The 22,543-nt window shown below is 59.7% G+C and carries 15 protein-coding genes, 1 tRNA gene and 1 pseudogene (1 of these 17 only partly in view); 12 read left to right on the top strand and 5 right to left on the bottom strand.

Annotation, left to right across the window (positions count from 1 at the left end; genetic code table 11):
• The first annotated feature begins 20 nt into the window (after positions 1 to 20).
• The 5 genes from selD to FVQ81_03725 all read left to right on the top strand — a co-directional run bounded on the left by selD (position 21) and on the right by FVQ81_03725 (position 5,872).
• Positions 21 to 986, top strand: a complete 966-nt coding sequence (gene selD, locus FVQ81_03745; protein MBW7995685.1) for a selenide, water dikinase SelD — start codon at positions 21 to 23, stop codon at positions 984 to 986.
• 32 nt (positions 987 to 1,018) lie between these two features.
• Positions 1,019 to 1,116 (top strand) — tRNA-Sec (locus FVQ81_03740).
• Between the two features lie 380 nt (positions 1,117 to 1,496).
• A complete protein-coding gene (locus FVQ81_03735) occupies positions 1,497 to 2,312 on the top strand; it encodes a peroxiredoxin family protein (protein MBW7995684.1) in 816 nt (271 codons plus the stop codon).
• Between the two features lie 359 nt (positions 2,313 to 2,671).
• Positions 2,672 to 3,775, top strand: coding sequence for a metallophosphoesterase (locus FVQ81_03730; GenBank protein MBW7995683.1), 1,104 nt, complete (start codon positions 2,672 to 2,674; stop codon positions 3,773 to 3,775).
• Between the two features lie 315 nt (positions 3,776 to 4,090).
• Positions 4,091 to 5,872: a sodium:solute symporter family protein gene (locus FVQ81_03725; GenBank protein ID MBW7995682.1), complete on the top strand. Its 1,782-nt coding sequence runs from the start codon at positions 4,091 to 4,093 to the stop codon at positions 5,870 to 5,872.
• A 501-nt stretch (positions 5,873 to 6,373) separates the two neighbouring features.
• On the opposite strand, the gene FVQ81_03720 is transcribed toward FVQ81_03725, so the two are convergent.
• Positions 6,374 to 7,711: a hypothetical protein gene (locus FVQ81_03720; GenBank protein ID MBW7995681.1), complete on the bottom strand. Its 1,338-nt coding sequence runs from the start codon at positions 7,709 to 7,711 to the stop codon at positions 6,374 to 6,376.
• A 207-nt stretch (positions 7,712 to 7,918) separates the two neighbouring features.
• Between FVQ81_03720 and FVQ81_03715 the strand changes: the two genes are divergently transcribed.
• Positions 7,919 to 9,361: an aminoacyl-histidine dipeptidase gene (locus FVQ81_03715; GenBank protein ID MBW7995680.1), complete on the top strand. Its 1,443-nt coding sequence runs from the start codon at positions 7,919 to 7,921 to the stop codon at positions 9,359 to 9,361.
• A 101-nt stretch (positions 9,362 to 9,462) separates the two neighbouring features.
• Here FVQ81_03715 and FVQ81_03710 read toward each other — a convergent pair whose 3' ends face one another.
• Positions 9,463 to 10,410 carry a hypothetical protein gene (locus FVQ81_03710; protein MBW7995679.1) on the bottom strand — a complete coding sequence of 316 codons (948 nt, stop codon included), beginning with the start codon at positions 10,408 to 10,410 and terminating at the stop codon, positions 9,463 to 9,465.
• A gap of 100 nt (positions 10,411 to 10,510) precedes the next feature.
• Positions 10,511 to 12,076 carry an SUMF1/EgtB/PvdO family nonheme iron enzyme gene (locus FVQ81_03705; protein ID MBW7995678.1) on the bottom strand — a complete coding sequence of 522 codons (1,566 nt, stop codon included), beginning with the start codon at positions 12,074 to 12,076 and terminating at the stop codon, positions 10,511 to 10,513.
• Between the two features lie 371 nt (positions 12,077 to 12,447).
• On the opposite strand from FVQ81_03705, the gene FVQ81_03700 reads away from it, so the two are divergent.
• Genes FVQ81_03700 through FVQ81_03690 form a run of 3 tightly spaced genes read left to right on the top strand, consistent with a single transcriptional unit; the run spans position 12,448 to position 17,484 of the window.
• The gene (locus FVQ81_03700) at positions 12,448 to 13,620 is read left to right on the top strand and encodes an efflux RND transporter periplasmic adaptor subunit (protein ID MBW7995677.1); all 1,173 of its coding nucleotides are present in this window, start codon (positions 12,448 to 12,450) and stop codon (positions 13,618 to 13,620) included.
• Positions 13,617 to 16,697, top strand: a complete 3,081-nt coding sequence (locus FVQ81_03695; GenBank protein MBW7995676.1) for an efflux RND transporter permease subunit — start codon at positions 13,617 to 13,619, stop codon at positions 16,695 to 16,697. Before FVQ81_03700 ends, FVQ81_03695 begins: the two co-directional genes overlap by 4 nt.
• Positions 16,698 to 16,743: 46 nt before the next feature.
• Entirely contained in the window at positions 16,744 to 17,484 is a 741-nt protein-coding gene (locus FVQ81_03690) for an MBL fold metallo-hydrolase (GenBank protein MBW7995675.1), read from the top strand.
• Between the two features lie 75 nt (positions 17,485 to 17,559).
• Here the strand turns inward: FVQ81_03690 and FVQ81_03685 are convergent, their stop codons facing one another.
• Positions 17,560 to 18,873 (bottom strand): hypothetical protein, encoded by a 1,314-nt coding sequence (locus FVQ81_03685; protein MBW7995674.1) that lies wholly within the window; start codon positions 18,871 to 18,873, stop codon positions 17,560 to 17,562.
• Between the two features lie 418 nt (positions 18,874 to 19,291).
• Positions 19,292 to 19,765, bottom strand: coding sequence for an SRPBCC domain-containing protein (locus FVQ81_03680; GenBank protein ID MBW7995673.1), 474 nt, complete (start codon positions 19,763 to 19,765; stop codon positions 19,292 to 19,294).
• A gap of 422 nt (positions 19,766 to 20,187) precedes the next feature.
• Here FVQ81_03680 and FVQ81_03675 point away from each other — a divergent pair, with 422 nt between their 5' ends.
• The 3 genes and pseudogenes from FVQ81_03675 to FVQ81_03665 all read left to right on the top strand — a co-directional run.
• A complete protein-coding gene (locus tag FVQ81_03675) occupies positions 20,188 to 20,799 on the top strand; it encodes a hypothetical protein (protein ID MBW7995672.1) in 612 nt (203 codons plus the stop codon).
• 135 nt (positions 20,800 to 20,934) lie between these two features.
• Entirely contained in the window at positions 20,935 to 21,120 is a 186-nt protein-coding gene (locus FVQ81_03670; protein ID MBW7995671.1) for a hypothetical protein, read from the top strand.
• Between the two features lie 162 nt (positions 21,121 to 21,282).
• Positions 21,283 to 22,543, top strand: a pseudogene (locus FVQ81_03665) (sulfatase) (it continues 140 nt past the right edge of the window).

The raw sequence follows: 22,543 nt of genomic DNA, 5'->3' as shown, positions 1-22,543 counted from the left end.
TAACGGAGTTAAGCAAGCTGATGCAAATGCTGCCGCCTGTCTCGGATCCGAACCTGCTGGTCGATACCAGCACCGCGGATGACGGCGGAGTGTATCGTCTGAGCGATGAGCTGGCCCTGGTCAATACGGTGGACGTGATCACGCCGCTGGTCGATGATCCCTACCAGTACGGCCAGATCGCGGCCGCCAATTCGCTCAGCGACATCTACGCCATGGGCGGCAAGCCTGTTACCGCGCTGAATATCGTCGGCTTCTCGGAAAAGAAAGTCGATCTGGAAACAATCGCCGAGATAATCCGCGGTGCCACTGATAAAGCCGCCGAGGCCGGCTGCCCGATCGTGGGCGGGCACACGATCAAGGACGAGGAGCTGAAGTTCGGCCTGGCGCTTACCGGCACGGTCCACCCGCAGAAATTTGTCCGCAACTCCACCGCCCGTCCCGGCGACACGCTGATCCTGACCAAGCCGCTCGGCATGGGAATCATGACCACGGCGCTGAAAGCCGGCAAGCTCACCGATGAAGAGATCGGGCGGATCACCTCGATTATGGTCCGCTTGAACAGGACGGCCTCGGAGCTGATGGTGTCGTTCGGGGCCCACGCGGCCACGGATGTTAGCGGGTTCGGCCTGCTGGGCCACGCCCACGAGGTCGCCAGGGGCAGCGGAGTGGGGCTGACTCTGGACGCCGGGGCGATACCGTATCTGCCGGAAGCGCTGGCCCGGACCATGCAGTCGGGGTTTATCTCCGGCGGGACGTCCAAAAACAAGGAATTTCTCGAGAGCGTGGTCAGTTTCAGCCCGGATGTGAGCGAGCACGAGCGGATGATCTTTTTCGACGCCCAGACCTCCGGCGGCCTGCTGATCTCTATCGCGCCCGAGACCGCCGAGGAGTTGCTGGCGGCCCTGCACCGGGAAGGAGACCGCGAGGCTGCCGTAATCGGCCGGGTCAGCGCTGAGAATCCCGGGAGAATCGCCGTGGTCAAATAAGACTTCCAGCCGGCGAGCGAAGATGGATATGCGGGGGCGGATGGGTAACTGGTGTGCCTCCCGGACTTCAAATCCGGTGGCGGGCACTAATACTGTCCGCGGTGAGTTCGATTCTCACGCGCTCCCGCCAATTTTTCCCGCAAAGCATGGTGTTGCACAGCAAGCGGAAAAAGCTTAATTTGGCTCGACAACACAGATGCAGTTACGGAATCCGGTACTGGACCAATCGCTGAGAGGAGAGCCATGAGAAAAGCCGCTTTGTTCTTTCTGCCAATGCTGATATTGCTGTTTGCGGCATCGGCTGCGATATGCTCTGAGGATGGAGGCGCATTGTACGCCCAGGACAGCGCAAGCCAGTCTGGCCCGGAAGTCGGTGATAAAATACCGTCATTCAGCCTGCCCGACCAGAACGGCAGGATACAGGATTTTGGTTCACTGGCGGGGCCGAACGGTCTGCTGATCCTGTTCTACCGTTCGGCGGACTGGTGAGGCTACTGCAAAACGCAGCTCGTGGAGCTCGAAAACCTTAAAGATGAATATCGGAAACGGGGTCTCGGAATCTGCGCGATCAGCCGGGACACACCGGAGATACTGAACAAGTTCGCCACGCGGAAGAATATCGCGGTTCCGCTGCTGGCCGATCCGGGCTACGAAGTGATCGACGCGTTCGGGATTATCAACCAGACCATTCCGAAAGATCATCGCAACTACGGGATCGCCCATCCAGGCCAGTATCTTGTCGGTCCGGACCAGGTCGTTCAACAGAAGATTTTCCTGGAGAATTACTGGGAGCGGGTGACCCAGGAATCAGTGCTGATACAGCAGTTCGGCTGGTCTCCCGACATCCCGGTGGGCAGGCTCGAAACCAACGCGTTCACCCTGGAATACCGGGCCAGCCAGACAGAGGTCCGTGCCGGCAACCATATCACGCTGATTTTCGACGTGCACCTCAAAGACAGGATGCATGTCTATGCGCCGGAGGTGGAAGGCGGATATATCCCGGTTTCCTGGCAGTTGAAAGAGTCCCGGTACTACAAGGGTCTCGAAACACGCTTTCCCGAGGCGGAGATTATCAGAATGGAGGCGCTGGACGAGGAGTTGGCGTCCTATTCCGGCTCATTCCGCTTCATGCAGGAAGTCGTGATCGGCACCCAGAAAAACCTGCGTGTCAGCGATCAGGATAACGCTCCGTCAATCGAAAACCTCGTAATCGAGGGTACGTTCGGCTATCAGGCCTGCGATGACAAGAAGTGCTACATTCCGGACGAAGTAAAAGTGAAATTTGTTTTCGATGTGGAGAGTCACGACTGGCAGAAGGTAAACTAGCCTGTCATCTTGAAAAAAAGCCTGCCGAAACCGGCAGGCCTTTTTTTTATCACTCCAAATCAGATTTCATCCAACCGGTCACTGGGCTTTCAGGGCCTCGCGGACGCGCGCCGGGGTTATCGGCAGCTGAAAAACCCTCTCGCCCCGGCGGCGTCGAACACGGCGGTGGGCAAACTGAAACTTTCCCGCGAACTTTCGGCTTGAATGCTGGCACTTGAGTTATCCGTGCGCGGGTTTTACTCATTATTGAGTAATAATCGGAGCAGTTCCGTTCAGATTGGATTCGAGTTTGGACAATTCGGTGATCTGACATGTTAAGCTGCAATATGGTTTGTGGAAAAACGCGGCAAGGGGATTGAATGTTCGGAGCAGTTCTGACTACCGCTGTCAGCCTGATGCATGCCTACGTATTCTGGCGGGCCGCCACGGTTCCATTTATCGAGCGGATAATTTCCCGCAAGCTGCTGATCGGGACAGGTATCCTGTTATGGATAATTTTCTACTGCGGTCGCATGTACCGTCACGACAGCACCGGCGCGCTGGCCTTGATTCTCGAGATGTTCACGATGAACTGGACCGCCGTGCTGTTCCTGACGTCGATCTGCGTACTGGCGGCCGATCTGGTGACCGGATTCGGTTTCCTGTTGAAAAAGTACGCGCCTGCTTTACGCGGAGCAGCCCTGCTGGCCGGGGCGCTGATGTCCGCTCTCGCGTTTTTCCAGGCAATGCGCACGCCGGTCGTAAGAGACTATGAGGTCCGGCTGGCGGAACTGCCCGAGCGGCTGGACGGGACAGTACTGGTCGGTGTGTCGGACATGCACCTGGGCACGCTGATCGGCAAGCGGTGGCTCCAGGCCCGGGTGGACCAGATCAACGCCATGCAGCCGGACCTCATCATCATGCTGGGAGATATATTCGAGGGTCACGGTACGCCCCAGAGCGAGATGGTGCCGGCCCTGCGCAGATTCGAGGCGCCGCTGGGCGTCTGGGCCGTGCTGGGTAATCACGAGTTCTACGGCAGTAGCGCCCGGAGTATCGCCTCCTACAGCGACGCCGGTATCCGGGTGCTGCGCAACGAGTGGATCGAGATCAGCCCGGGTTTCGTGCTGGCGGGTGTCGATTATCTCGGGTCCCGCAGGCGCCGAGGACAGGATGGCGACCCGGTAACCCGGGCTCTGACCGACCGTCCTCCCGGGGCGACTGTCTATCTATCCCACGCGCCGGCCAGGTTCGCCGCGGCGGTTGCGCAGGGGGCGGACCTGATGCTTGCCGGCCACACGCACGGCGGGCAGGTCTGGCCGTTCGGCTACCTGGTGATGCAGGAGTATCCGTTTCTGGGCGGACAGCATGAGGTGGACGGGATGACTGTTATTGTCAGCCGGGGCGCTGGTACCTGGGGCCCGCGCATGCGTCTCTGGCGGCCGGGGGAGATTATCCGCGTAACCCTGCGGAGTAAGGATTGACCGTCCTCTGGAGAAGGCTTTCGACTGGTACGACCGCTGGCTGAAATCATGATTTTATTGTGAGCGGAATACGGATAAAAGTGAGAGTGAAATGTGGGGCCGCCGATTCAGGCGGCCTTTTTTTCGTCTGCGATACGCCCGAAAAAGCAAGTTGCGCGGATCAAGCAGATGGTTTAGTTTTAGTTTAATAATAATTATAATTCTCAGTATGAGAATTTTGTCGCATACCCGCGCAGGCCGGTTACCAAGCGCGCACCGGCGGCTGCTGAACAGTAATTCGGAGTTTTCATACCCTGATGACGGACAGGAGGCTTGATGAGTGGAGTAACCTGGGTGTACCTGATGTTGGGAACTTACATCATCTACTGTTTCTATTGGGGATTAAAGGGTTACAAGGCTGAAAAAACGTCATCGGATTTTACGATCGGCGGCAGGGCGATCCCGTTTCTCGCGTTTCTGCTGGCCGCCTCGGCCGCCTCGTTCAGCGGTTGGACCACGATCGGCCACCCGGGTTTGATCTGGAAGTACGGTCTCGCTTACGCATTCGCTTCCTTCTACGTGCTGACCATCCCGATAACCGGCGCGTTTTTCGCCAAGCGAGCCTGGATGATGGGTAAGCGCTACGGGTTTATCACCCCGGGCGACATGTACGCCTACTATTACAACAACGAGGCCCTGCGCTGGCTGGTGGTGATTACGGCAGTCCTGTACGCCCTGTTCTATTCGGCTATCCAGTTGATGGCGGCCGGGGCGCTGTTTCACTGGGTAACCGGTTTCCCGGAGTCCTACGGTGCGATTTTCCTGGCGTTCGTGGTCTGGTTCTACGTGGTCACCGGCGGACTGCGGGCCAGCACCTGGGTGGGCGTAGTCCAGTTTATCCTGCTGGTGGGCGGCATCGTAATCCTTGGCGTTTACGTCCTGGCCTATTTCGGCGGCTGGACCGAGTTCGCGGCGGAAATCTGTAAGCTTGAACGGAAGTACCTGGAAGTACCCTCGATTATGGATTTCACCGTGGGAGAAACCAACTGGACCGCGTTGATGATCCTGACCTACATGTTCTCCCTGATGGGTATCCAGGCCTCGCCCGCGTTCACGATGTGGCAGTTCGCCAACAAGGACCCTAGGCCGTTCGCCTGGCAGCAGGTATTCATGTCCACTTTCGTCGTGGGCTGCGCCCTGTTTTTCTTCACCGCCTTCCAGGGCCTGGGAGCGATCCTGCTGCAGAACTCCGGTCACCCGGACTTTGTGGGCCTTGCTACCGATAAGGACGTGGTGCCCCTGCTGATGAAAAATTTTCTGCCGCCGGTCATGCTGGGCTTGGTCTTTATCGGGGCGATAGCATCCATGCACTCCACCGCAGCGCCGTATATCGGAACCGGCGGGTCGATTCTCCTGCGGGATTTCTGGTGGCGCTATGTACGAAAGCAACAGGGCAGCCACTCCGAGCAGATCTGGATGAACCGGCTTTTCACCACCCTGCTGACTGTGGCGGCGCTTGCGATCGGGATGACCTCCACTGCGGCGATCGTGATGCTGGGCGGGCTGGCCACGGCGTTCGGCTTCGTGATGTATGTCCCCCTGATGGGCAGTCTGTGGGGTTTCAGATGGCCGGCGATCGGCACGACCCTGGGTGTGCTGGCCGGTATGATCGCGGTGTTCCTGACCTACGGAGTCTTCAAGTACCCGCTCACGATTCATTCCGCCGCCTGGGGCACCGGTATCGGCCTGCTGGTTGCATACCTGTGCCGCGGGGTGGGGATCAGGGACGACCGGGAAACCAAAGAGCGCCAGCGGGAAGTCAGAAAGTGGCTGGACAATCTGGACAGGCCGAGTCCCACGGGACGCAAGTGGCGCAAGGCGATGAAAGTGGTAGTGCCGCTGTGGTTCATGTTCGCTATCGGGCCGGCCTGCATAGTTGGCAACGACGCTTTTTCGTTCGCCGGTTTCCCGGCGCTGTGGTCGTGGCAGATCACCTGGTTCGTACTGGGTATCGTGATGATGTGGGCGCTGTGTTTCAAGGCCGAGATGGCCACAGTCACCGACGGGCAGATAGAGCGGGCTACCAGTGAACAAATGACTGTCGTCAAGGAAATTTAACCGGACACCAGAGCAGAGGGGAGTATAAGGGGCGATGAAGCGCGAAGATATCACATTAGTGATCGTGGTTGCATTCGTGATTATTGGTGTTTTAATGATGGGAACCGGCGTATTCGGTTGATTGTTGATAATCCTGTGAAGACTGTGTCCATGATCGGGATAAACATAAAAATGCGGCCATGACTCGTTACGGGTCATGGCCGCGTTCGTTTTTGCTATAAGTTGTTTCATAATCTTAAAACGGGACAACCCCCGCTTGCTTCGCAGGCACCCCCTTTGTTAAGGGGAATACACACCCCGCCTGCTTGTGCAGGCACCCCTCTCGAGAGGGGTGCCTGTCCGGTCTCAGGCTTTTTTGCACGGTGGCTGAGGTTATCCGGTTTTAGTCCCCCTTAGAAAAGGGGGAAACAGGGGGTTGTGTTTTTGGGATTACCTGCCAATGGGCGAAAGTTTGAAATAAAACTCCAGTTATGAAACAGCTTCTAATAATTTCCCGGAAGGTCAACTGAATTCCCAGGGACCGGCGGTTTCCCATTTGCCTCTGGTGAAATCGGGGAACTCCACCTGTGAGCTGCGCCCGGCCACGGATATCTCGGTCAATGGCGAGATCGCGCTGCTGGTGACTGAATCGTACACGTCCCAATCGGGCATCCGGTCTTCGCGCAGCGCCCGCACCAGGCGGTGCCAGGTGATCGGTGTCCGCCGCACATTGCCTCCGTGGCCGCGTACGGCCTGGCTCCGCTCCGGCGGGTGATAGTTTTTCACCACCGGGTGTGCGTGCTCTTCCATGTACTTGTCGGCCTTTTCCCAGCTGTGCGCCTCGGGCGAGACCCCATCGAGATAGATCAGCGCCCCGCGGCCGACATCACCGATTCCGGCCCCGGCGATAAACACGCCTTTCGAGCCCTGGAGGCGGAAGAAGCCGCGGGGGTGGGGAGTGTTAGTGTCGAAATTGAGGGTCACCATTTTGCCGCCGACCGTACGCAGCAGGGTGCAGTTATAGTCGCCCTGGGCCATTTTCCGGGTGGCCAGGGGATGGTCCTCGCCATAGTACTGGGCGGCGTATTCATTGAGCATCTGCGACCCGGAACTCATCGACACCAGGTATTCAAACCGGTCGCCGTGGTTGATACCCAGGCAGGGCATGATCCGGTTCATCGGGTGGTCGGGATAAAGGTTGCCGTTGCGCTCGATCGAGTGCTGGAGCCGCCAGGGTTCGCGCTCCGGGTCGAATTTCACCAGCCGCAGGTCATGGACGTAGCCGGCCTCGGCATGGATGATATCTCCGAACATGCCTTTCTGCACCATGTTCAGCACGGCCAGCGAGGAGAAACCCTCCAGCCCGATCGTGGCCCACTTGCCCGTGCTCTCCCAGGTCTCCACCAGCTCCCAGGCCTCGTCCACTCTCTGTACGATCGGCACTTCGCTGACCGCGTGCTTGCCGTTTTTCTGGGCGCCCACGCAGACCGGCTGGTGCCATTCCCAGGAGGTGCAGCAGATCACGCAGTCCAGGTCTTCTTCCTCGCACAGCCGTTGCCAGTCGGTCTTGGTCTTGCCGTAGAGCCGCGGCGCGGGCCGGCCCGATTCCTCGATCCAGCGCCTGGCGCGGTGGAGGTAGTGGTCCTTGATGTCGCAGATGGCCGGGACCTCCACGCCCTCGATCCCGAGTGCGCAATCGAGGTGCCAGGAACCCCTGTCGCCGACCCCGACAAATCCAAGCCGGACCGGCTTGTCGGCGGCGAGAGTATTGCCGGGTTTCGCCGCCTGGGTGAGCGCCATACCGGCGACCGACGCCGTGGAAAGTTTGATGAAGTCCCGTCGTTTAAGCTGATCCGGCATTTTCTCTCCTCACGGCCAAATTCAATAACTCTACTCTGGATTGACACTCAAATATTCCCCGGTTCCGGCAGAATGACAAGGTTATTGGGCACCCGGCCGGCCGCCGGTTAACCGGATGCACAGAACCTTTTCAACCGGCTTCCGATGCGCTAATTTCACTGCACGCGTAATTTCGGTTCGGAAGATCAATAACGAGAGAGGTGATTGATGGATCAGGACGTAAAAGTGATACTTGAACTTTTCGAGCGGATCAACGCCGTACCCCGGGAGTCGAAACAGGAGGAACGAATCTCGCAGTGGCTGCAGGAGTGGGGCAAAAACGCGGGGCTGACCACCCGGGCCGATAAGCTGGGCAATGTGGTAATCGAGATCCCCGGCTCCGCGGGCTGCGAGGACGCGCCCACAGTTGTGCTGCAGGGCCATATGGACATGGTCTGCGAGAAAACCCCTGATTCGGACCATGATTTCTCCAGGGACCCGGTCCGCTCGATAATCGATGGCGACTGGCTGACCGCCGACAGGACTACCCTGGGCGCGGACAACGGGATCGCGATTGCGATGGGACTGGCGCTGGCCGGACGAAGCGATATCCCGCACCCGCCGCTGGAACTGCTGATCACGGTTGACGAGGAGCAGGGACTGACCGGGGCGGCCCGGCTGGAGGCCGAATTTGTGAACGGGCGGATCATGCTGAACCTGGATTCCGAGGATGAGGGCGTCTTTACGATCGGCTGTTCGGGCGGCAGAGAAACAGTGATCACGCTGGAGTCTCCCGCGGCGCCGCTGGCTGATACTGAGGAGGTTTACCGGATTACGGTGAGCGGACTGCTCGGCGGGCATTCCGGAGTGGATATCGACAAACACAGGGCCTGCGCCAACAAACTGCTGGGCCGGGCGCTCTGTCAGGCCGGTCGGCACGTCTCGCTGCGGCTGGTCTCGATCGAGGGCGGGACCGCGCACAACGCTATCCCCCGCGAGGCGGAGGCCGTTATTGCCTGCGCAGCGGGCCAGGGCGGAAAGCTGGAAAAAGCTGTCTCCGCTTTCGAGCAGGCTGCGAGGGCAGAGTTTGCCGCCAGCGACAGGGGCGTTGCAATCGAAGCCGCGCGGCAGGAAATCGCAACCGCCGGTGCGCTGAGTGTCGAGGATTCGTCCAGGGTCGCAAACCTGATGAACGCCTTGCCCCACGGGGTTATCGAGATGTCGGCCGATGTGGAGGGGGAGGTTGAGACCTCGAACAGTTTCGCGGTGGTGGGGCTGCGTGAGGGGAAACTGCACATCCTGACCAGTCAGCGCAGTTCGGTAATGAGCCGGATCGAGATGGTTTCCTCGGCGATTACCTCGATTGCCGCCCTGGCCGGCGCTCAGTGTAAGTTCGGCAGCGAGTACCCATCCTGGCCGGCGAATCTGCAATCGCCGCTGATCGGCAAATGCAGGGAAGTTTATAGCGGTCTTTACGGCAGGGAGCCGGAGTTCGAGATTATCCACGCCGGTCTGGAATGCGCGGTGATCGGGAAAATCTACCCGGAGATGGACATGATCTCGCTGGGACCGACAATCCAGAACCCGCACTCACCCGACGAGCGGCTGAACATCCCGTCCCTGGGGAATACCTGGAGATTCCTGCTGGAGTTGCTGAAAGAGCTGAAGTAGATGGTCGGAAAAATGATAACAGCCTGTTACAGTAAAGGGGCCGCCGGTGCAAACGGGCGGCCCCTTTTTAGCTTACGGCCAAAGAGTCAGCTTAAATCGATCTATGCCCGCCAGGGCCTGTCCCGGGTGATATCCTTGGAGAGGATACTCTTGGTCACGATCACGTCCTCGCGGACCTGGAAGTCGAACATGCCGACGCAGAGGAAATCGGCCCCGTGCTCGAACGCGTAGCGGAAGCCCTCGCGTGGATGGATCGACCCGGCGGCCAGCACCTTGTAGGCAATCCACGGCTTCTCGACACTTTTCATGAACTCGGCTGTTTCCTCGGGAGTGTTGGACCACAGGTTGTCGTGTTTCTCCTCGGGAATGGCCGACCAGTAGCCGTGATGGTGCAAGGTCTTCATGTAGAAATCGTTGTCGATCCCGGCCTTCTCGACCTCCATCGGCACCTCGAGCGCATGTCCGGCGAACCCCGAGATCAGCCCGTTCTGCTTGATGAAGCCGTTGATCTCGCCCAGCACGTCCACCTTGCCGTCGGCCACCAGCTTATCGGCTATCCCGCCCATCACGAACGCGCCGATGGCTCCGTTGTCGATCGCAATCTGGATGTTGCTGGTCAGGTCGCCGAGCTTTGGATAGGTCTGGGCCAGCCACTGGATCTTGCCGCCGCGCTCTTTCCAGTACTTGTTCATCAGCCCCACAATCTGATCGTCACAACGGAAAATCACCGTATTGATCCCGTTCTCCTCGCAGAGCTGGACAGTCTCGAGCACTTTCTCGTCGGTGTGGTAGGCCTTGATCAGGTTCGAGGCGTAGATCAGGTCGCGGGCGTGGGCGAAACCACTGACCAGGTTGCCGCCGCACATCAGCCGGCTCAAGGTCACGTTGCCGATCTTACCGGTCTGCAGGCCCTTGATCGGCGGTTCTTTGGGCATGTCGCCCTGCTTTTCGGCCAGGTTCCGCTCCTCGCAGCTGAGGAACATGCCTGCCCCGGTAGCGCCCAATGCGGCTTTGGAAAGGAAATTCCTGCGGTTCAGTTTCTCGGACATGGCACGCCTCCGGAATATATGGAAAAGGGCCTGCGAGATTTCAAATCAGTGTCTACTAATAATATAGCAAACAAAGTGAGATTGCGAAAGTGTTAAAGTATTACTCCGTTCCGCCGGCGGAGATCACGGCCTCGCTCTCATCCGGCTCCCTGACCACGCGGAAGCCCACTTCCATGCAGTCGGAATACCACCACTTGCTTTTCGGTTTGTGCGGGTCGGTTAACAGCCAGGCGTCGTGAGCGGTACGTCCCCTGCTGGCCGAGCGGAAATCGGCCGGGTCGCTGAGGTAGGAGCCGCCGCGCACCACGTGCTCGCTGCCGGTCGGCGGTCCGGCGGGGTCGACTAACGGGCCGGAGGACAGTCCCGGCGCACCCTCGTAAGCGCGGAAGTAGGCGTCGGCTGCGTAGAAATCGCGGCAGAACTCCTTGACGTTGCCCAGCATGTTGTACAGGCCCCACGGGTTGGGTTCGTTGGTGTAGGGGTTTGTCACCTGGCCGCCGCTGTTGCGCCGGAAAAACACGAACCGCGCCAGCTCTCCGTCCTCCGTACCGAAGATCCGATTGAGCAGGGGCCTGGCGCTCATTTTAGCCGGGTCGCCCGCGAAGAAATACGGGGTTTGCGTGCCCGCCCTGGCGCAGTACTCCCATTCAGCCTCGGTGGGCAGCCTGTATTCCCTGCCGGTTTTCTCCGAAAGCCACTTGCAGTATTCGGTGGCCGCGTGATGGGTCATCGAGTAGGCCGACTCCCAGCCGCCGATATCCGGGGAGCCGTATTTGGGCGTGGGACCTGTGCGGGTGTCCACGTAGCTGGTGTCGGCCACGTGGTCGGAGAGCGTGTCTTTGCGCGCCGGCTGCGAGGTCTCGTCGAAATAGGCGCGGAACTCGTTCCATGTTACCTCGGTCTCGCCGATCCAGAACGGACTGAGAGCCACTTCCTGCACGGGGCCCTCGTCCTGGTCGCGCAGCGGTTCATCATCCGGGCTGCCCATCATGAACGGGCCGCCCGGGATCGCCACCATCTCGAAAGTCACGTCCGTGCCGGGGATTGTCTCGCTGTAGCCAGCCAGCTCGGAGCCTGTCTCCACTCGCCGGGCCGGTCTCTGTCCCGGGGCCGAATCCGATTCGGCAATCAATGCTGCCTCGTGGAAATGGCCCACGGTTTTATGGCAGTTGATACAGTAAAGCTTGTCCGGCTGGCTTTCGTAATGCTTGTGGGCTTCCACGCCCTTGTCGGTCAGGCCGACGCTGTAGAGATCGGCATGGCAGCTGAGGCAGGAGCTGTCATAGGTGTAAGTGTGAGCGTTGTACAACGCCGAGCGCTCCTCCCAGTCGATCTTGTCCGTGTCCCGGAAAACCGTGCTGAACGCGTCGCGCAGCCCCATCCTTGCTTTTTCGCTCAGGTGGTACAGGCCCGGGGGGGGAAGGTGGCACTCGTAGCAGTGGACGATGACTCCGCTTTCGTTTTTATAATGGGTCGAAAGTGTCCAGGTGGAGTCGGCGCCGGGATGGACGTGGCAGGAAACGCAGAAACTGTCGCTGGAAGTGTAGCGCAGCCCGGCGAAGGCAAGCAGTACAACCGACGCGCCGATCAACATGCCGGCCAACTGCTGTTGCCTGCCGCCGAGGAAATTTCTGACACCGGACGCAATTCGATAAAATATCGCCATTATCTCTCCGAGGGACCTGTACCTGCTCTTGATGGAGATCAGTCTGTCCGCTGTCGCCGTCTGCCTGGCAATCGCGCCGGATTATCAGTTTCAAAGCATTTGGCAGGTTGTATTTGGCGGAAATCGAAACTCAGCAAGGATACAACAGAACGAAAGAATAATCAAGATTGAGAGAGTATGATATTTCGCTCTGTAGTACGGAGAACGGAATAATGGCGGCCCTGTAGCTCACTTAATTATAATGATACCTTTCCCATGTTTGATTTTCATTTCCAGAGGAAACTATCCCTGTTAGCTTAACTATTCTCGGCTGTTAGGGCGGAAATTTCTTATTATTCAGGTCATTAACCGGTATTGGATCAACGCAAGGGATGCAGTCGATGAAAAAAACGGCGGTATTAATTGCGGCACTTATTCTGCTTGTAGGTGGCTGGAGGATTTACGAGGCGATACTCAGTTCAGGAGCCGGGGCGGCGGACGAGCGTCCGGCGGTAACAGTCGCGCTTGTGCCGGTGGAGCGGAAAGCAATCGAGGATATCGGTAATTTCACCGGTTCCCTGCTGCCGCGCTCCCAGTTTATCGCCGCCTCGAAAATCGGCGGCCGGCTGGAAAACGTACTGGTCGATATCGGCGATGAGGTGGAGTACAACCAGTTGATCGCCGTGCTGGACGACGACGAGTACGCGCTGCAGGCCGACAGGGCCAGGGCGGAGCTTGAGGTGAGCAAAGCCTCGCTCGAGGAGGCCCGCAGCTCGAGGGCGGTGTCGCGCCGGGAGCTGGAGCGGGTCAGGACGCTGTTCGACAAGGATATCGCCGCCGAGGTAGACCACGATATCGCCAGCGACCGGTTTGTGGCCCAGAAAGCCCGTTACGAGGTCGCCCTGGCCCAGGTGGACCAGAGGGAGGCCCAGTTGCAGGAAGCGGAGGTGCGGTTGTCGTATACGCGGGTCAGGGCCACTTGGGAAGCCAGCGAGCAGGGCGGCGGCAAGCGGGTGATTGGTCAGCGTTTCCGCTACGAGGGCTCGATGCTGACTCCGAACACGCCGATCGTCTCGATCCTCGATATCAGCACGCTGCTGGCTGTGATTCACGTTATCGAGCGCGACTACTCGAAAGTGCGTACCGGAATGCAGGCCACGATCACCACCGACGCTTACCCGGACAAGGTGTTCACCGGCAAGGTCGTGAGGATTGCCCCGCGCCTGGAGGAATCCTCCCGGCAGGCCCGGACCGAGATCGAGGTCCCGAACCCGGACAACCTGCTCAAGCCGGGTATGTTCGTGCGGGTGGTGATGACATTCGGCGTGCACGAGAACGCCACTGTCGTGCCGGCCGCGGCCCTGGCTCGTCGCGACGGCGACCAGGGCCTGTTCCTGGCCGATACTCAGCAGATGACGGTCGAGTTCGTTCCGGTCAAAGTCGGGATTACCACCGGCGCCATGACGGAAATAATCGAACCCTCTATTTCGGGCCAGGTGGTTCAACTGGGCCACCATCTGCTCGAAGACGGCGCGCCGATCAAGCTGGGGGAGGATGGAGAGTGAAACTGTCCGGTCATGCGGTCCGCCGGCCGATTTTCACCACGATGGTAACGCTGATCGTTATCCTGATCGGCGGAGTGGCTTTTTTCCGCCTGCCTATCGACCTGATGCCCGAAATCACCTACCCCACCCTGACAGTTTTTTCCGAGTACAAAAACGCCAGCGCCGAGGAGATGGAGGAGCTGATCACCCGCCCGATCGAGGAAGCCGTGGGCTCGGTGCCGGGCGTGGAAGAGGTGACATCTATTTCATCCGAGGGGCGCACCCGCGTGCGGGTGACTTTCACCTGGGGCGTTGATATCGACGCCGGGGCCAACGACATCCGCGACCGCCTGGACCGGATTGTCGATCAGCTCCCCGAGGACGCCGACCGTCCCACCCTGCGCAAATTCGACCTGGCCAGTTTCCCGGTCCTGATCCTGGGAGCGTCGAGTAATCTCGATCCCGTGCAGATGCGCCAGATTATCGAGGACCGGATCAAGTACCGGATCGAGCGCATGCCGGGCGTGGCCGCACTGGATATCTGGGGCGGCCTGAAACGGGAAATCCATGTCAACCTCTACGCCGACAAGGTCAAGGCGCTGGGTATCCCCGTGAGCCTGATATTGAGGAGGCTGCGGGCGGAGAATATCAATATGCCCTCCGGCACAATCGACCGCGGCCAGTACGAGGTCACAATCCGCACTCCGGGACATTTCACCGATATCGACCAGATCCGTAACACGATAATCGTCCTCCGCGATGGCGCTTCGGTGCGGCTGGCCGAAATCGCCAGCGTGGAAGATTCCTGGGAACGCGTCACCCGGATCGTGAGGGTAAACGGCAAGAACGGCGTCCGTCTGGGGGTGCGCAAGCAGTCCGGCACAAACACAGTCGAGGTAGCGCGCGGCGTGCTGGAGGAAATCGAGCGGCTGAACGAGGAAATCCCGCAGATCAAGATCACGCCCATTATCGACACCAGCGAATATATCACCAAGTCGATCTCAAATGTCGGTTCGATGGCGATGTACGGCGGCATCCTGGCCATCATTGTCCTGCTGTTCTTCCTGCGCAGCTTCCGCAGCACCATCGTGATCGCCACCGCGATCCCGGTCTCGATTATCGCCACGTTCGCGCTGATTTATTTCGGCGGTTTCACCCTGAATATCATGACTATCGGCGGGCTGGCGCTGGGAATCGGGCTGCTGGTCGACAACTCGATTGTGGTGCTGGAGAATATTTACCGTCTGCGGGAGTCGGGAATGAGCCGGGTGGAGGCGGCTGTCGAGGGCAGCGCCGAGGTGACCGCAGCGATTATCGCCAGTACGCTGACCACGCTGGCCGTGTTCCTGCCGCTGGTGTTCGTACGCGGGATGAGCGGGGTGATGTTCAAGCAGTTGTCGCTGGTGGTCAGCTTTTCGCTGCTCTGTTCGTTGGCCGTGGCGGTGACCATTGTGCCGATGTTGTCGGCGAAAATCCTGGGCATGTACAGCCGGGATGAGCAAAAATCCACCGGCTGGTTCGACAGGTTTGCATCTTTCAGTTCCGGCGTGCTGGCAGAGCTGGAAAGTAAATACAAAACCCTGCTGCACTACGCCCTGAACCATCGCCTGATGGTGATCCTGGTTACGGCCGGCGCCCTGGCGGTCAGTTTCGCCCTGGTGCCGCTGATCGGCGTGGAGTTCATGCCCAAGGCCGATGAGGGCGAGGTGCGGGTGGACGCCGAGATGGACGTGGGCATCAGGGTCGAAGTGATGGATGAGAAGTTCGAGGAAGTCGAACGGATAGTGCGGGAGAACGTACCTGAACTAAAGAACGTGGTCACCAGTATCGGCGGCAGCGGCTACCGGGTGGAGGGTTCGCACACGGGCCGCATGCGGGTTGCGCTGGTGTCCCAGTTCGAGCGGAGCCGCTCCAGCGAGGAGATCGCCGCCGTGCTCAGGGAGAAACTGGCGAATATCCCGGGGGTCACGATCCGTACCCGCGAGGGCCAGGGCCTGTTCCTGTTCAGAATTATCAGCGGCGGCACCGAACGGGTCCAGGTGGAGATTCGCGGCCACGATCTGGAGATTTCCAACGAGCTGACCCTGAGGGTCAAGAAGATTATCGAGGGCGTGCGGGGAGTTACCGACGCGCAGATCAGCCGCGAACTGGGCGTGCCCGAAGAACTTGTCATTGTCGACCGGCAGAAGGCCGCGGACATGAAACTGTCGGTCTCGCAGATCGCCAATACGCTGCAGACTGTGCTCTCCGGCTCCTCGGCCGGTTATTTCCACGAGGGCGGCGATGAGTTCCGGATCCTGGTCCGGATGCAGAACGCCGAGTCGATGGAACTGGGCGAGGTGCTGGACCTGACTCTGACCAACAGCGACGGCCGCCAGGTGGTGCTGCGCAACGTGGTCTCTGTCCGGCCGCGGACCGGCCCGGTGCTGATCGAGCGCAAGGACCAGGAGCGGATCGCCCTGATCAGCGCCAATATCAGCGGACGGGACATGGGCTCGATAATCGATGATATCCGCGAGCGGCTGGAGTCCGTGCCGGTCCCGCGAGATTTCAGTATCGTGTTCGCCGGCGACTACGAGGAGCAGCAGAAGGCGTTCAAAGAGCTGATGCTGAGTTTTATCCTGGCGCTGATCCTGGTCTACATGGTGATGGCCTGCCAGTACGAGTCCCTGCGCGACCCGTTCGTGGTGATGTTCTCCGTGCCGATGGCCGCGGTGGGTGTGATCCTGATGCTGTTCCTGACCGGCACCACGTTCAACGTGCAGTCGTTTATCGGCTGTATCATGCTCGGCGGAATCGTGGTCAACAACGCGATCCTGCTGGTGGACCACACCAACCTGCTGCGCCGCCGCGACGGGCTGGGACTGGTCGAGGCGATCGAGGAGGCCGGCCGCCGCCGCCTGCGCCCGATCCTGATGACCGCGGCGACAACGATCCTGGGCCTGACCCCGCTGGCGTTCGGGATCGGCGAGGGCGCGGAGACGCAGGTGCCGCTGGCCAGGGCGGTGATCGGCGGGCTGATCAGCTCCACGCTGATCACCCTGGTGCTGGTACCGGTGGTCTATTCCATCTTTGAAAAGAAAGCCCCGGGGCAATAGGGTAGGGGGCTGTTCCGCTATTTTTCACCCGGCAGGGGAGGGTACGATGCTGAACCGGATAATTTTCTCGTTGTTCACTGTGCTTGTACTGTGCGGCGTTGCCAGGCTGGAGGCCGCCGGATTCGACAAGGACACTATCGGCACAGGTGCGGAAAAACTGCTGATTACGTTTATCGGACACGGCACGCTGATGTTCGAGTACGGCGGGCTGGTGGTGCACGCCGACCCAACTCTGCGCGAGTCCGACTATGCGGACCTGCCCAAAGCGGACCTGATCCTGATCACCCACGAGCACGGCGACCACCTGGACCCGGAGGCGGTGGCGAAACTGCGAAAACCGGAAACGGAGATAGTTGCCAACGGCAGCTCGGCGGGCAGACTGGAGGGCGCGGTGGTGATGAAAAACGGTGAGTCCGCAACGGTGATGGGACTGAAGATCGAGGCGGTACCGGCATACAATATCATCAGTAAGCGCGACAACGGCCAGCCATACCACCCCAAGGGCAACGGTAACGGCTATGTCGTCACGTTCGGCGATACCAGGGTATATATCGCCGGTGATACGGAATACGTACCTGAAATGAACGAGCTGGGTGATATCGATATCGCTTTCCTGCCGCTGAACCTGCCATACACGATGACGGTCGAGATGGCGGCCGAGGCGGCCAGGGCTGTCAGCCCGAAGGTTTTCTATCCATACCACTATGGCAGCTCGGAGGTCGGCAAGCTGCAGTCACTGCTGGAGGGAGCCGAGGGAATCGAACTGCGGATCCGGGAGATGCAGTAGAACTTTTCAAATCGTTAAACTAAACAGGCCCGCTGAAACCGGCGGGCCTGTTTACTTGCCGGTATTCGATTACGGCTAGTTCAGCGCCATCGAGTTCTCGTCGTGGCAGTCCGCCTCGGAGTGGCCCTTCATCTCGTTGTCCCCGACAGTGACCGAGCTGGTGCCCCTTACGATATAGACCCCGTAGCGCTGGGTGGCCTCGCCGCCGGTGCGTGTTTCGGCGATCACGTTATTCTCGAACACCTCGCCCTGGTTCTCGGCCTCCACATAGACCCCATAGCCTCGTTCCGCGTTGCCGTTGTCCAGGATCTTGTTGTTTTTGAACACGTTGCGATGCCCGCCCACTCTCTCGGGGTTCTTGCGGAAATAGACCCCGCTGAAACCGTTGTTGCGGATCACGTTGTTCTCAAAAAAGTTGTCCGAGTCCTTGTGGCCGATCGAGACGCCGTAGCGGCCGTTGTGCTCGAACAGGTTGTTCCTGAACTCGCCCAGGCGGACCCGATAGCACAGAAACAGGCCCACAATCCCGTTGTGGTGGGAGTGGGAATCGGTGATCACCGAGTTGGTGCTGCCGGTGCCGGGATGCAGTCCCAGGCCGGTGTGCCCGAAGGATTCGCAGGATTCCACCGTGATCCGGTCGGTGATCTGCCACGAGATTCCGTCGCCGTTGTAGTTGCGGGCGACGCAGTTGCGGATAGTCACGTTCTTGCAGTCGAACAGGTAGATCGCTCCGCCACGACAGCCGTCGAGACGGAACGGGTTCTGGTCCTTGTTCCCGTCGGCGGTGATACCCTCGATCAGGACATCGCTCAGCTCGTAACCGGCCAGCAGCGGGAACGTACTTTCCAGCCGGGCGTTTCCGTCCACGTAGTTCAGGTCGTTGACCGAGCGCTCGCTGGTGAACACCGTATCCCCGCGGATATCCTCGATCGTGGCCGTCACCACGCTGTAGCCCTGCCGGTTGCGGTCGTCCAGGATCGCCACGCCAACCCCGACAGAGAATTTTTCCGGCTCCCCGACAATGAACACATCCTCGCCCCAGTCGCCGCCCTCGATAATCAGGCTCATCACCGCGCGCTTTTTCTTCAGTACGGTCTGACCCGGCACGCCGCGGACGGTTACGCCGGAGACGGGGATGACCAGCGCGTTGTCCATCAGGTATTCACCCGGACCGATTTCGAGCGTATCACCCGGGGAGAGCATGTCGGCGGCGCGCTGCAGGGCGTAGTTGTCACGGCCGGTAACGTCGGCTTTGCCCTGCTGGGCGACAGTGACTGTTTTTGGAGTCGTGGTTTTACCGGCCTGGCTCTGCTGGGAGCAGACGGCTGAGAGCGCTAGCGCCAGAGCAATCAGCGCGGCTGAGAAACTCAGGATGATCTGTCTGGTCACGGCGGCAACCTCCGTCGAGGGCAAGGTATTGGGCAGGAGATTAATGTCTGGATAAGAGGCAACTAGAAATCCAGCCGGTTTAAAGCGTAATCGAACTTTTTCGGTGCCGCAAGTTATTTTTCTTGCACACTTGTCAATTTGAGGCGAGCATCAAAATCGAATTACTTTGATACAGTTGATCCTTACCATGTGGCGGCTGTGCCGGGAACTCGCGCCCCGGTGGAGACCCTGCCCCAGCGAACAGGAGCGGATCGAGATCGGTGCCAACCGCTAGCCTAGGATATCCGCCGCACCGGCTACACAATGCGCTATTTCTCCCAGCACCAGAAACTGAATATGGACCACCCGCAGAACCGAAGCCGGCGGATCTGGCACTGCCGGGGCCGAAACGTGCACGACAACCCTGTGGTGAATTGATTCAGGAAGGAATGAAGGGCTTGCCCGTGCCGGTTTCGCACATCGGCTTGAGGCTTTCATCGAGGAAAAAGTTCCAGTCGCGTTCGCAGATTTCCCAGCAGTCCAGTTGCGCTACCAGGCCCACGTGCTCGAAATCGAGCTTTGTCCGCCGCTCGGAGACCGGGCTGAGCTCGAAGCGGACAGTCGTGCCCACCCACTCGTCCGGCCGGGAAAGCTGGCCGGACGCATCGTGGTATTGCTCGATACATTTCCAGACTACAACGCTCACCGGCACCAGCTTTTCAATCAGCATGACATTGTAGGTTTTAGCGAACCTGAAAATCGACTTTCCGCCCTCGGCCAGGGCAATATCGCAGTCCTCAGTCCACCAGCCGGCCAGACCTCCGGGCGTGGTCAGAGCATCGTAAACTCTGCCGGCGGGCGCATCGATAGTCAGACTGTGCCTGTAATGCGTCATACGTTCAGTATCCAGCATCAGGAGATTAAAGAGCCGGCATAGAGTTTCCGGCGATCTGTCAAACCGCGGCCAAGAGTTGTCCGATTGCCGAAATTGAAAGGAACAACCCCTGCAAAGGGCCGCCCTTCGATATGCTCAATGTTCAGGTGTTCCCGCGAATATTTTTGCGCGGATTCCTTGGCGTCGAGCTTCATCAAGCGTTGTATATTACTGCTCTACATCTGATTATAAGGCATATTGATAAAGAGTCAAGAGTGAGTTGGAATCTTCGGATAAGTGGAAAAAGGTACTAAGATAACCGGCCTGGCGGTTGCCAGGTTTGCATGGGCAACCTGTTGGGCATTTATGTTGACTTGGCAGAGAGTCGCCGATTCCTTAAATTGCTATCTGTGGCGAATGATAATCATACGCAGAATCAATTATCCTACTGGAGCGGGACCATGAAAATCGGTGGCGGTGAGCATTGCTACGAGTGGATCGAAAACTGGGCCAGGATTCCCAAGAATGGCAGCGGACGTGCGAACGGACGCACCCACGGAGTGGTGGTCAACCGGGCGGGCGAGGTGATCGTGTTCAACCAGGCAGACCCGGCGGTCTTGTTTTTCGGCCGCGGCGGCAGCCTCCTGCGCTCCTGGGGCGACCGTTTCCCCGGCGCGCACGGGCTGACTCTGGTTGAGGAGGACGGGGAGGAATTCTTCTGGCTCACCGACCATGATAGCGGGGAGGTGGTGAAAACCACTCCCGACGGCCGGACACTGCTCAATCTCGAACAGCCGGAACACCCGGTCTACGATTCCGCCAACTACGCTCCCACCTGGGTGGCGGTCAACGAAACACGCTTCGGCGGCAACGGCGATATCTGGGTAACCGACGGTTACGGATCGAGCTGTATCCATCGCTACGACAGCGCAGGGGATTATCTCGACAGTATCAACGGCGGGGAAGGTGCCGCCGGCGCGTTCGACTGCCCCCACGCCGTCTGGACCGATACCAGGAACGGCGAGGCCGAGCTTTATATCGCCGACCGGGGCAACCACCGGATCCAGGTCTAAGATTTCGACGGGAAATTCAAGCGGACAACTGGCAGCGATATCCTGACCAGTCCGTGCGGTTTCAAAACCTGCGGCGAACTGCTGCTTATCCCTGAGCTGTATGGCCGCCTGGCGATTCTGGATGAGAACGACGAGTTGGTCTGCTATCTGGGCGGCAACGAGGAAGCGAAGGACCGCGACGGCTGGCCCAACCTGCCGGCTGAACTGATCGAGGCGGGCAAGTTCAACAGTCCGCACGACGTGGCTGTCGATGCCGGGGGTAACCTGTACATCGTCGAGTGGATTATCGGCGGCAGGATCACGAAACTGGCGAAATGCTGATCGAAAAGTTACCTGCGGTGTTGAATCGCAGCGCCCGCGCCAACCGGTACGGGCGTTTTTTTATCGAGTGTAATAATCATATCGCAATCTGCGTTTAACTGGTATGTTGGTTATTACTTCAGCTGAATCAACCATGGATTGAAACCGGAGACGGAGGTTGCGATGACTACCAGGCGCGAGTTCCTGCGGCGGGCCGGACTGGGAAGTATGTCGCTGGCCCTGGGCGGCGGTCTGGCTGCCGCCGGGGGAGCGGGGCGAGAACCGCTGAACGTGCTGTTTATTGCGATCGATGACCTCAATGACTGGACAGGCTGCCTGGGCGGCCATCCCGGTGCGCTGACTCCCAATCTCGACCGGCTTGCTTCAGCGGGCGTGCTGTTCACCAACGCACACTGCGCCGCCCCGCTCTGCAACCCCTCCCGCGCCGCCCTGATGACCGGCATCCGTCCCTCGACCTCCGGTGTCTACGCCAACCACGAGCCGCTGCCCGACAGCCCGGTGCTGGCCGGTGCAGTCACGATCCCGGCGCATTTCAAGTCCCACGGCTACACGACCCTGGCCAGCGGAAAGCTGTACCACGGCGCCTGCCCGGACCCGGACGCCTGGGACGATTACTGGCCCTCGAAAACACAGATCAGGCCGGAGGACCCGCTGCCCGCTGGACGGCCGCTGAACGGGATCCCCGATACCCGCCATTTCGATTGGGGACCGGTTGAAGTTCCGGTAGGCAAGATGGGCGACTGGCGGGTGGCGGACAGGATTATCGGTCACCTCGAAAGCAGGCACTCCTCGCCGTTCTTTATCGGCTGCGGTTTTTTCCGGCCGCACCTTCCCTGGTACGTGCCGGGAGAGTATTTCGACAGGCACCCGCTGGAGAGTATCGAACTGCCCGAGGTCCGGGCCGACGACCTGGAGGACGTACCGGACTTCGCGCGCAGAATCGCCCGCCCTGGCGGCGACCACGCCCGGGTTACAGGCTATGCCCAGTGGCGCGAGGCTGTCCGCGCTTACCTGGCCTGCATCAGTTTCACGGACGATTGCCTGGGCCGGGTGATCGATACGCTGGAACGTGGTCCGTACCGCGATAACACGGTCGTGGTGCTCTGGTCCGACCACGGCTGGCATCTGGGAGAGAAACTGCACTGGCGCAAATTCGCGCTGTGGGAGGAAGCGACCCGCAATAACCTGGTTATCCGGGCGCCGGGCCTGGCCGGTAACGGCAGATCCGTCTCGGCGCCGGTGAACCTGCTGGACATCTACCCGACCCTGGTGGAGCTCTGCGGGCTCGATCCTGTATCCGCCCACGAGGGGGCCAGCCTGCTGCCGCTGCTGAAGAACCCGCAGGCGGCCTGGGAGCGCCCCTCGCTGACAACCTACGGCCGCGGCAACCACTCCCTTCGCTCCAGCCGCTGGCGCTACACTG

It is taken from the genome of Candidatus Glassbacteria bacterium (genome assembly GCA_019456185.1).
In the GTDB taxonomy this organism is placed as follows: domain Bacteria; phylum Gemmatimonadota; class Glassbacteria; order GWA2-58-10; family GWA2-58-10; genus JAJRTS01.
The sequence above is the reverse complement of the archived record's forward strand: the minus strand, read 5'-3'. Positions and strand labels throughout refer to the sequence as shown.

Coding starts and splice junctions, on each gene's coding strand:
- selD (MBW7995685.1), top strand. CDS start 21: ATGCAAATGCTGCCGCCTGTCTCGGATCCGAACCTGCTGGTCGATACC.
- FVQ81_03730 (MBW7995683.1), top strand. CDS start 2,672: ATGTTCGGAGCAGTTCTGACTACCGCTGTCAGCCTGATGCATGCCTAC.
- FVQ81_03725 (MBW7995682.1), top strand. CDS start 4,091: ATGAGTGGAGTAACCTGGGTGTACCTGATGTTGGGAACTTACATCATC.
- FVQ81_03720 (MBW7995681.1), bottom strand. CDS start 7,711: ATGCCGGATCAGCTTAAACGACGGGACTTCATCAAACTTTCCACGGCG.
- FVQ81_03715 (MBW7995680.1), top strand. CDS start 7,919: ATGGATCAGGACGTAAAAGTGATACTTGAACTTTTCGAGCGGATCAAC.
- FVQ81_03710 (MBW7995679.1), bottom strand. CDS start 10,410: ATGTCCGAGAAACTGAACCGCAGGAATTTCCTTTCCAAAGCCGCATTG.
- FVQ81_03705 (MBW7995678.1), bottom strand. CDS start 12,076: ATGGCGATATTTTATCGAATTGCGTCCGGTGTCAGAAATTTCCTCGGC.
- FVQ81_03700 (MBW7995677.1), top strand. CDS start 12,448: ATGCAGTCGATGAAAAAAACGGCGGTATTAATTGCGGCACTTATTCTG.
- FVQ81_03690 (MBW7995675.1), top strand. CDS start 16,744: ATGCTGAACCGGATAATTTTCTCGTTGTTCACTGTGCTTGTACTGTGC.
- FVQ81_03680 (MBW7995673.1), bottom strand. CDS start 19,765: ATGCTGGATACTGAACGTATGACGCATTACAGGCACAGTCTGACTATC.
- FVQ81_03675 (MBW7995672.1), top strand. CDS start 20,188: ATGAAAATCGGTGGCGGTGAGCATTGCTACGAGTGGATCGAAAACTGG.